At 57.2% G+C, this 7,029-nt stretch carries 9 protein-coding genes; 3 read left to right on the top strand and 6 right to left on the bottom strand.

Annotated features, from left to right (window positions below; all coding sequences use genetic code 11):
- The coding region (locus KP705_RS14950; protein ID WP_215764735.1) for a hypothetical protein at positions 1–234 on the top strand (234 nt) is incomplete at its 5' end.
- 26 nt (positions 235–260) lie between these two features.
- Here the strand turns inward: KP705_RS14950 and KP705_RS14945 are convergent.
- From KP705_RS14945 to KP705_RS14930, 4 genes are all read right to left on the bottom strand, one after another.
- Positions 261–1,133, bottom strand: coding sequence for a ParB/RepB/Spo0J family partition protein (locus KP705_RS14945; protein ID WP_050801490.1), 873 nt, complete (start codon positions 1,131–1,133; stop codon positions 261–263).
- Positions 1,130–2,164 (bottom strand): AAA family ATPase, encoded by a 1,035-nt coding sequence (locus KP705_RS14940; RefSeq protein WP_139064487.1) that lies wholly within the window; start codon positions 2,162–2,164, stop codon positions 1,130–1,132. Before KP705_RS14940 ends, KP705_RS14945 begins: the two co-directional genes overlap by 4 nt.
- A 190-nt stretch (positions 2,165–2,354) precedes the next feature.
- On the bottom strand, positions 2,355–3,269 hold the full coding sequence (locus tag KP705_RS14935; protein WP_062106895.1) for a replication protein RepA: 915 nt from the start codon (positions 3,267–3,269) through the stop codon (positions 2,355–2,357).
- A 282-nt stretch (positions 3,270–3,551) separates the two neighbouring features.
- Entirely contained in the window at positions 3,552–5,000 is a 1,449-nt protein-coding gene (locus KP705_RS14930; RefSeq protein ID WP_215764733.1) for a site-specific integrase, read from the bottom strand.
- Between the two features lie 169 nt (positions 5,001–5,169).
- On the opposite strand from KP705_RS14930, the gene KP705_RS14925 reads away from it, so the two are divergent.
- Both KP705_RS14925 and KP705_RS14920 read left to right on the top strand, forming a co-directional pair.
- Positions 5,170–5,310 (top strand): hypothetical protein, encoded by a 141-nt coding sequence (locus KP705_RS14925; protein WP_155723027.1) that lies wholly within the window; start codon positions 5,170–5,172, stop codon positions 5,308–5,310.
- A 24-nt stretch (positions 5,311–5,334) separates the two neighbouring features.
- Positions 5,335–5,781: a hypothetical protein gene (locus tag KP705_RS14920; RefSeq protein ID WP_062106893.1), complete on the top strand. Its 447-nt coding sequence runs from the start codon at positions 5,335–5,337 to the stop codon at positions 5,779–5,781.
- Between the two features lie 74 nt (positions 5,782–5,855).
- Here KP705_RS14920 and KP705_RS14915 read toward each other — a convergent pair whose 3' ends face one another.
- Positions 5,856–6,596 (bottom strand): hypothetical protein, encoded by a 741-nt coding sequence (locus KP705_RS14915; RefSeq protein WP_308267615.1) that lies wholly within the window; start codon positions 6,594–6,596, stop codon positions 5,856–5,858.
- Between the two features lie 69 nt (positions 6,597–6,665).
- On the bottom strand, positions 6,666–6,854 hold the full coding sequence (locus KP705_RS14910) for a hypothetical protein (RefSeq protein ID WP_215764732.1): 189 nt from the start codon (positions 6,852–6,854) through the stop codon (positions 6,666–6,668).
- Between the last annotated feature and the right edge of the window lie 175 nt (positions 6,855–7,029).

The raw sequence follows: 7,029 nt of genomic DNA, 5'->3' as shown, positions 1-7,029 counted from the left end.
GCGCAGCGGCAGGATCGGCGTCATCCGGACCCACGCGCAGGCGGCGCAGCCGGCGAGCATGGGGAGGACGGACGGCGATCCACCTGTTGCAGCGCGGGCGACCGACAGGCAGCGCCTTGTTTTCCCTCTTGGCTTTTCATGCTTTTGCCTGTTTTACCCTCCGCCGTGGTCTCGCTCGGCAAGGGAGAGCAGGGTGATGCAACGTTGCATCAGACTTATCTCAAGCGTGGGTGATGCAACGTTGCATCACCCAGATGGGGCTATCCGACCAGTTTGGAAAGCTCCTCGTATAGTGACCGAAGCGCAGCGATATCGGCCGTACTAAACTCTGTGTTATTCTCCCCAGCCTGCCGGAGCATCTCTATGATTTTCGGCGCCGTCTTGGTTATGTTAAGACGTCGCCTCCTATCAGACCCTTGTGCGATCGCCTTTTCCATTTGAACTTCTTCAGCTGCATTATTGTTCTTCAGAGATGCAACTGTGAGTTCACCTGCTAACGCTTTTCTCATAAGGCCTTCGCGGCGCGCTGTGTCATCCACGCGAGCAATTCCGACAAGCACGTTCATCGGTACCGCTGATTTCCCAGCCAAATCGAGAAACTCCTCTGGAAGGCTTAGTACACGTATCGCTCTGCTTATCCGCGCCTGATCCATTCCAAGTTCAACGGCTGCCTTCCGTTGAGACCAGTTATTGTGATCCAGCAAGTTTCTTATTCCGCGAGCCTCTTCGACCGGGCTCAAGTCTACTCGCATCAGGTTTTCCATCAGCGCCGCTGACGTGGAGTTACCCTCGTGAGGGACCGCCAAGATGGAGGTCCAGCCAGCCAATTTGGCCGCTCTCCAGCGCCTCTCGCCTGCAACAACAATCCACATGTCCCTATGGGATGGGTCTTGTCGGAGGAGGATTGGCTGCAGCTGACCTTGCGCCTTCAGCGATTCAGCAAGTTCGTCTAAGGCAGCTTGATCGAAACTTCGCCGAGGCTGGTTTGGATCAGGTGAGATCTTGTCGATCCCAGCCTCGAATGAGTGCCGAAATTTACCTTCACCCAAAAACGGTGCATCAACCTGACTCATAATTTCTGAATGAGTTTGAGAAAAGGCAGAGGGAGGCCGTTGCTTAAAAGGCCGCTTCATAGTGCCTCTCCTTCAACGGCTTCGAGGCCAAGGGCAGACGCAGCGTGAATGAAGGAGCGTCGGCCTGCGATAGCCTCCGCTAACCGCACATATACTCTGACAGCAGGACTTCGAGGCGCCGCTTCAACTGGAATCTTGGATGCCCAGGCTGCATTGCTAAACGACGTACTAGACGGAACAGGCTCAAGAACTGGCGCGCGATTACCCATCACGTTAATCAGGTGCTCCACGATCCCGACGTCTACATATTGGTTTTGGACAAACTGTGTTGGCAACACTCCTCCCAAACGTAACCGCGGATTGCTGCGGCGATTTACCTTGGTAATGGTGTCGAGAATCAGGTTAACGCCCATAACGTCATAAGGCTCAGTTCTGACTGGGACAAACACTGTGTTGGATGCAGCTAAAGCCATCCAGGTAAGAAAACCAAGATGGGGGGGGGAATCTAGAATAATGAACTCGTATTCGTCCTGCACTTGGGCAATCGCATCTTTTAGCAAACCTTCGGTGCCAGGCTCGCGGCGGATATCGACTTCAGCGAGGTCAATGTGACTGGGGCAGAAATCGACTGGAATTTCGACGTCGGTACCGTGGACCAGTCCTTTTTTAACAATGCAGTCGGTTATTGGCGCATCTTTAAGAAGAGCGTGAGCCAGCGTTCTACCTTGGCGGTATAGCGGCACAATGTGCATACCTAGTAGGGCGGAAGTCGCGCTCGCTTGGGGGTCTACGTCTATCAGCAGTACGCGGTAGCCCATTTTAGAAAGGGCGACTGCCACATTGAGAGCGCTGGTGGTTTTTCCTACGCCCCCTTTCTGGTTCGCGAAGGTTATGATGGTCGTTTGACGCTTTTCCCCATGTAGCAGAGTCTCTAACTCCGTCGTCACTTCGGTAGGGAGAGGTTGTTTGCCGTTTTCCCACCGAGAAATCGTATGCCGATCATAGCTCCTGCACAAACGCAGGTTCAGGACATCTTTTAGTTGGCTCTGTGAAAAGCCTAACTGCTCTCTAATTTCTTTGAGCGTGGGCATTGTGTGCGTCTCCATACCGAAAGGATAGGATCAACAATCAACACTCAACATCAACAAGTCAACATCAACAGAGCAAAAAGGGGATTTTTTGTTTAGCAGCAACCGATGCAACGTTGCATCACTCATCGTTAAGGCTCTAGGCCGTGGACTTTTGTTGCATACGTCGGCCACCCGGAATTGCGTTTCTTTATCATATCTTCCCCGGGACCCGTCTTGAAACTGGACTTGCACTTGGGGCTAGGATGACACCATCCTCATCGATACTCACTCTAGCTTCTGGGTAGATTGCTAGCGCGATTTGCAACGCATCTCTGAAGCGTATCTTGAAGTTCCGCATGTGAGTGTAGCTTGCACCAAACTGGGCTTTCAGAGCAGGCCAAGAGACTTTTTGGACAGTTACTCGTTCGTGCAATCGATAGACCAGCCAGAAATAGATATCGAGAGCCTGCGAATTGTTAGAAATTGCCCGGATAGCAGATTCCTGAAGCGGAACGGGGTGGCGTTTCAGCTGATCGAAAAAGCTCTCAGAAAGGCGAACGGTTTCTAAAAGTGCGCCATCGTGTTCGTCGGTAAACAAAGCTGTATCGACTATGTTTTGATTTATAAGGCCGATTTTATTCCCGTCTTTAATCTCGAACGTCATTCGACACCGCGAAATCCTTGTAGCTTGCTCCTTAACGTCCCTCATCGATTTCCCTCCAATGGGAACATTGAGCCTTTTCAGCCAGCTTCTAAGAGACTTTCCTAACTCAATTTCGCGACTATTTGTTTTGATCGCTTCTGTCTGCAAGAAAAGAAGTATTAATCTTGCTCTAGAACCGTACGGCACCCCAATACGAGCAGGCACTCCGTCGCGTTTTACCGAGCCCGGTTCCACCATTAGGCGGACATAGCTAGTTTCGAGGAGCCATATTTGGTCATCATCTAATCGGCGATGAGGCAAGCCGGTTTGGCACCATCCTGAATATAGAAACCCAAGAGAAGGATCTTCGTCGCTCAGAAATTCTAGAGCCGCATCCAAAGCCCGCCGTTCTGCGTCGTTTGAAGTAAGATCGAGCGCGCCTTGGCGACCATAGGCCTCGATGCGTTTATGTATATCGCTCATAGGGTGATGTTAGACGAAGTCTCAAGAGGATGTCTCCGTGGACTTTTGATGCACCTTCAATCGTCTCAGTAGGGATTGTACGAAACTTACCACGCTAAATTGTCTGCGGACTCTTGTTGCACAACCACTAGGGGTTATTAGTAGATATATATTAGTAGGTGCACCAAGATCCCACGGGATAACTTCCAGAGACGAGGGAAACTGTCATTTCCTGTTTCCCCTGCTGCAACAAGATCCCACGCAAACGCACCAAAAGCCCACGCAAATCTGGGGATAAAGGCTTTAAAACCGACTTCGCCCTGGATGCTTGGTCATGGCATCCTCGACCTCGATATATTTCTCCACCACACCGAAGGTCTGGTGGCGGGAGAAACGCTTGAGCGAGACCAGATCCGTGCCGTCACGAGCTCCTGTGGTGATCGCTCCGCGTCGCAGGCTGTGCCCGCTGAAATCGCCTGTCAGTCCCGCATCGAGGCAGCGCTTCTGAATGATGCGGGCCACAGACCGGTCAGACAGCGTCTCTGAACCCATGGCGGGCAGGGCAGGGGGCTGACCGGCCTCGGCAGCAGGCGGGAGCCACACGCGCCGGAAAACCGGTCCCTTGGCCTCGTTCAGTTTCGCCTTCCGAAGCCAGGCTTCATAGGCCCGAACCGGGCACAGGGCAGTAATTCCGCGTGGGATGGCGACTTCGACACCCTGACTGGTCCGATCGCCTTTGGAGCGGTCCAGCCGTATCCGCATCCCGTCATCATCGAGCGCCACATTCTCCAGGCACAGCGCCACCACTTCGGACCGTCGCAGTGCGCCGGCAAAGCCGAGCAGAAGAATGGCCTTGTCGCGGACGCCCACCAGCTCATCCGTATCGATCTGCTCGATGACCTCGCTCAGCAGATCCCAGGTCAGCCCCTTGACCTGGCGGGACGCGCTTTCCGTTGACGTCCTGCGGATGCCCGCAACCGTTTCGGACACAAGAGCATGGGAGGTCGGGACGGGAACCTGGGCAACATGGTGCAGATAGCGCAGTGCGGCACGGTGCAGATCCACCGTCGCGGGTCGCTTCTTCTGCAGCGCAAGATCAGCCAGGTAGGCGGCAACATCCTCGCTGCGGGCGGGCAGGGCAGGGAGCCCATGTCCTGCCGCCCACGCACACCAGGAGCGCACGGCCGAGCGGTAGGTGCGGCGTGTGTTCATTGCCTTCGCCGCCCGGGAATAGGTCTTTGAGGCGCGCTCCGCCGTGACCAGCGTTCCATCATAGTCGGGCAGGGCCTCGTCGGTCAGGGCATCGAACCACTGCAGGACCGCGCCAGACTGCTGACCCAGAGGAGAGGCCAGCGGCGCCAGCGTGGCTGCCTGCGATCCCGCCTTGCGCCGTCTGGCGGCCTTCGGCCTGAGCCAGGCGACGAACACTGGTTCGGGTTCGAGATCCAGAGCAATCGCCAGTTCGTGCCCGGAGGGCAGGGCGGTCAGATGGGCACTGGCGATGGCCAGTGCCTCCTCGGCCGTCTCAACATCGGTGGACAGGACCGTGTCTTCGGCAAATTCGTTGTCGCGGTATTCGATGCCGCGAACGACCAGAGAGAGACGGGGGGAGAAGCGACCGGTCGAGAGCAGGGCCACCGCCTCTGTCAGATCGCCGGCAGGAAGCTGCTGGCGGGTTTTCTGGTCCAGCCGGTCCAGGAGGGCCTCACGGGCAGCCTTTGCCGAGCCTGCGATGTGAAGATGGCTGAGCATGAACGCCTCCGCGAAACCAGAACCTGGCTTCTGATAGCATGAAGCCGGGGTAGGACAGAGGGCCGGAAACGGATCAGCGTGCTGCTGTGGACTTTTGCTGCAAGACGCGCGCGGCCCGGTGGGGAAGCGCGCCCATGTCCACGCGTAAGAGAGAATCAGTGCCGGTGTCATGCGCCGCTTTGGGGGAAAGGAAGGTCCGACCATCCAGTTCTGCAGCGCCTGCCTTGAAACGCCCATGACGGCCGCTGCTTCCGACATAGGGCAGGGTCAGAAAGTCGAGGACCTGTCGCAGACGCTGACCTCTGACTAGAGAAAATGTGCTAACGAAGACTGAATGCCGATCCGACCGGAACTAAAAGCGCTTTACCCTCCCAACTGGCCCGAGCTGAGCCGACAGGTGCGGTTCGAGCGGGCAGGGGGTGTCTGTCAGCGCTGTGGTCGGCCGCATGGACATCACCTTCAGGTGCTGCCGGGTGGCCGGTGGAAGCATCCGGAGACGGGGCACTGGTTCAATGGCCGGGGCAGGCGGATCTCGCCTCCGGACCTGATCGAGCATCTGCAAATACGACAGACGAAGGTGATTCTGGCAGCGGCCCATTTGAATCATGATCCCACCAGCAACCGGCTGCGCAATCTGCGCGCGTTTTGTCAGCGCTGCCATCTGCTGCACGACCGGATGTATCATCTGGCTCAACGACGCCTGACCTTGCGACGGCGCCTGGCGCTCGGGGATCTGTTCGAAGGTCTGTATCGGGCCGGGGTCCCGCCTCTGCGCCTGTAACGGGTCAGATCAGGCATCCGTCTGGACCGCGACGCTGGCCTCCAGCCGGAGCGGGGAGGGGAGTGATCTGTTTCCTATCGCTCACGGGTCAGATGTTCGATGTGCGTGATGTGCCCGGCCCTGACGCCAACACGTGTCTGCGCCTGCCGCACGAATTTCCGGTTGAGCTCGCGGGCCAGCGTTTCGCCGTCCTTGATCGGCACAACACTGTAGGTTCTGATTGCCCAGGAGATGTCGCACTGCCAGTCGGTATGGCGGCTGCGCGTATGCCACTGCTTCATGGCCTGTTCTCCGCATCGCGCCGCTTCGGTGTGGTTCCAGCCATTCACCTCTGCCATCCAGGCCAAAGCGGCATCCTGTCTGCCCTCGGTCATGGTCTTTCCCCAGTGACGCACGCCATGGCAGTCAGGGCAGAGGGAAATCACCCCTTTGAGGGTCTGGATCCGCCGCTCGTCGTCATACGCCCACCCTTCGTCAGCTTCGACCGGCCATTGGGGACCCCGTCCTCCGCACACCCGGCAACGGGATCCGGATCGCGCATAGGCATCCTTCCGGATCCGGTTCCAGTCTTCGGGCGCCAGGAAGGCGCGCAGATTGAAGCCCCACAGAGCCTGCGGCACCATCCACGGACGGATGTAGGGAGGCTTGCGGTCCGGCCGATACCGGTAAGGGACGAAAGGCAATAGAGCGTCGAGCTTGTCCCGGTGCGCCATCCAGCACTTCTGCTCCCCGTTGAACGTGGCACCGCCCCGGGCTGCTTCCTTACGGCGCTCAAACGGGACGCAAAGAGGAATGAGTGTCGTCAAGGCAATCACCACAAAAGGGACGGCCGAGCATGGCCGCCGTGGAAAGAGGGAGTATCGGGGCGCTCGGGATATATCCCGTCATTGCTGCTGGGACGACCCCGGATCACCCTCCCGCTTCAGAGCCACGCTCGAGTTTCCCTCAGTCGCGTCAACGGAACTGTCCCTCGGCCGCGGGCTTTCCGAAGAGGCTGTGCGGCTGCGCGCCTCCGCCACGAGGCGTTTGACGCGCTCGACTGCCATTGCACCACCATGCTCCATCGTGTTCATCGGCTTTCTCCGTTCAGAATGTCAGCTGGAGGGTTCGAAAAACCCTCTGGTTATGAGGCCCTGTGTGTGATTCCATCGTTCATCTTACGATGAGGGATGGATGATGATGCAGCCCGGTTTTTTTGATGTTGAAGATCGCCTGGCTCGTCTGAGTGGGCTTGGTGACCAGCTCGAA

Origin of the sequence: Gluconobacter sp. P1D12_c (assembly GCF_018812105.1) — a bacterium.
In the GTDB taxonomy this organism is placed as follows: domain Bacteria; phylum Pseudomonadota; class Alphaproteobacteria; order Acetobacterales; family Acetobacteraceae; genus Gluconobacter; species Gluconobacter oxydans_A.
The sequence above is the reverse complement of the archived record's forward strand: the minus strand, read 5'-3'. Positions and strand labels throughout refer to the sequence as shown.

Bases quoted from the DNA above. Each gene is read 5' to 3' on its own strand.
- KP705_RS14910 (WP_215764732.1), bottom strand. From the start codon at position 6,854: ATGAACACGATGGAGCATGGTGGTGCAATGGCAGTCGAGCGCGTCAAA.
- KP705_RS14925 (WP_155723027.1), top strand. From the start codon at position 5,170: ATGCGCCGCTTTGGGGGAAAGGAAGGTCCGACCATCCAGTTCTGCAGC.
- KP705_RS14935 (WP_062106895.1), bottom strand. From the start codon at position 3,269: ATGAGCGATATACATAAACGCATCGAGGCCTATGGTCGCCAAGGCGCG.
- KP705_RS14920 (WP_062106893.1), top strand. From the start codon at position 5,335: ATGCCGATCCGACCGGAACTAAAAGCGCTTTACCCTCCCAACTGGCCC.
- KP705_RS14940 (WP_139064487.1), bottom strand. From the start codon at position 2,164: ATGCCCACGCTCAAAGAAATTAGAGAGCAGTTAGGCTTTTCACAGAGC.
- KP705_RS14945 (WP_050801490.1), bottom strand. From the start codon at position 1,133: ATGAAGCGGCCTTTTAAGCAACGGCCTCCCTCTGCCTTTTCTCAAACT.
- KP705_RS14930 (WP_215764733.1), bottom strand. From the start codon at position 5,000: ATGCTCAGCCATCTTCACATCGCAGGCTCGGCAAAGGCTGCCCGTGAG.